This is a genomic window from Arthrobacter sp. C9C5 (genome assembly GCF_013359735.1).
Classification (GTDB): domain Bacteria; phylum Actinomycetota; class Actinomycetes; order Actinomycetales; family Micrococcaceae; genus Arthrobacter.
The window spans coordinates 5,526-7,608 of the sequence record NZ_JABFMX010000036.1 but is presented as its reverse complement, the minus strand read 5'-3'; the positions used below and the strand labels follow the sequence as shown (position 1 = coordinate 7,608).

2 protein-coding genes are annotated in these 2,083 nt (G+C 65.5%); both read right to left on the bottom strand.

The window, feature by feature from the left end; genetic code table 11:
- A partial coding sequence (locus HNO80_RS17570) for a ParB/RepB/Spo0J family partition protein (RefSeq protein ID WP_175324140.1) occupies nucleotides 1-1,039 on the bottom strand: 1,039 nt, incomplete at its 3' end.
- A 346-nt stretch (nucleotides 1,040-1,385) separates the two neighbouring features.
- Nucleotides 1,386-1,814: a hypothetical protein gene (locus tag HNO80_RS17565; RefSeq protein ID WP_175324139.1), complete on the bottom strand. Its 429-nt coding sequence runs from the start codon at nucleotides 1,812-1,814 to the stop codon at nucleotides 1,386-1,388.
- Between the last annotated feature and the right edge of the window lie 269 nt (nucleotides 1,815-2,083).

The following is a 2,083-nucleotide window of genomic DNA, read 5'->3' as shown; positions in this document are numbered from 1 at the left end:
GGTCGTGGGTGATGGCGTGGACGGTGAAGTACTGCCAGCCCTTCGGCGCGGTCTTCTTCGAGAGCAGGGTCTTAACGAATTCACGCCTGACCTTCGTGGCGCTTTCCATCTCGCGGTTATTGGCGATCAGGGTCTTCCGCTCGGCTTTCTGTTCCTCGGTCATCGGGCCTTTCTGGGCCTGCGGGCCGCCGTCGTAGCGTTCGTACTTCGGGGTGAAGCCCAGGTCCTGCCAGCCGGCGATGACGGGGTTCGCGCTGTGCTGGCCCCGGTAGTCGGTGCTGATCAGGTAGGCGTTGGCGTCCTCGTCGGTGGCCGGTTCCCCGTCGGACCGCTTCGCGGCCGAGACGTACAGGTTCTCGTCGGTGGCGTAGTGCCCGGCGTCCTCCACGATGGTCTTGTCCGCCGCTTCCAGTTCCTCGATCAGTGCCGCGAGGGCGGCGGCGCTGTCACGGCGGTCCCGGAGCATCTGCGCGACGTGGAGGAGCTGGTCGGGTTCGTCCGCGATCACGGACTCCAATTCCTCGGTGGCGTCCTGATTCCCTTCAAATTCGGCCATGATGAGCGCTTCGTCGATGGTGTAGCCCTTGCCCAGGGCGGCGGCTCCGGCGTCTGAGGCTTTGGCTTTCAGCGCGCCCTCGACCGTGGTTTTGGTCCGGCCGGTTTTCTTGGCGATCGCGGCGGCCGAGACGCCGATCAGGGACAGCTGGTGGTAGGCGTCGGCCTCGTCGGCTTCGGTCAGCTCGGCCCGCTGGATGTTCTCCACGACCTGGGTCACGATGCGTTCTGCTTCTTCGGGCGATTCGATGATCATCACCGGAATCTGGGGCCGGGCGGCTTGGACGGCGGCGCGGGTGCGGCGCTGTCCCATCAGGACGTGGACGGTTCCGTCGTCTTTGCGGTGGGCGATCACCGGTTCCATGACGCCGTGTTCTTTGATGCTGGCGATGAAGTCCGGGGTTAGGGCCGCGTCTTTGCGGACGTTGATGTCCACGGTCATGGTGGCCGGGTCGAGCATTTCGAGGGTGGGTGTGGTGTTCATGGTTGTTGCTCCTTTTTGCAGAGGATTCCGGTGGGTGGGGCGGCTCAGGTGACCGGCCAGCGTCCCCTCTCCCCCGGTTGTTTTTTGGCTGCTGGCGGAGCTTGCGGAGCTGTGCCCGACGGAGGCCTGTCTACCCGCAGGGCAACGGGCGGGAAATTCCCGAAGGAAATAAGCGACGAAGGAGCGCCGCAGGGACATTTCCTGCACCGCAGGCCCCGACGAAGGAGGGGCTAGACGGGCTGGAGCGGGCACGTACGATCCGAAGGAATCTCAATGATGTTGTCAACGGATGTGGCGTGCCTTCCGGGTATCCCGGCCAGTCGTGGCCGGGATACCCGCGGCCTTCCTAGTCCGTCCAGCCGGGGTAGGGTTTCCGGTCCTGGTCGGGCAGTTCCGCGGCTGTGGCGGGGAGATTGTCGGGGCCGTCGGACTGTCCGGAGGCCCAGTGGAAGAACACCTCGGCAGTGATTGCTTCGAAGCAGGCCTCCTGGGATCGGAACCAGTGCGTGGCGGTGTCGCCTTCGACGTAGGTGCCGTAGCCGAAGAGTTCCCCGTTCCCGTCGCGGGTGCGGGCGACGGTGAGGATGATGTAGGGCCAGGATCCGGCGGCCCAGCCTTCGCTGCCCCAGTTCGGCAGGACGGACCAAGGGGTGCCCTCGAGGGTGTCCATCCAGTCGTACCCGTCCCCTGCCCGGTCATCGGCCGGAAGGGCTGGGGCGGTGACCGTTTCGGCGGTGTCGGCGGTGGCCGTGCGGGTCATTGTTTGGGTGCTCATGTGGTGATGCTCCGTTTCGCTCGGGCGGTGCGGGTGCCTGACGTACCGGCTTCCCTCTCCCACCATGTTTTTTGCCTGCTGGCGGAGCATCGCGGAGCTGTGCCCGTCGGAGCCGGGGCAACCCGAAGGGCAAGCGGCGGATGGATTGTGGGAGGAAATAAGCGAAGCGCCGACACAAGGCATCCGGTGCGCGGCCGTCCGCAGGACGGTTGCGCCGGTGGAGCGGGCACGTAGGATCCAACGGACAGCAGCAAAAAAGACAAGAAGAA

Excerpts from the sequence above, each read along its gene's own strand:
- HNO80_RS17565 (WP_175324139.1), bottom strand. The coding sequence starts at position 1,814 with ATGAGCACCCAAACAATGACCCGCACGGCCACCGCCGACACCGCCGAA.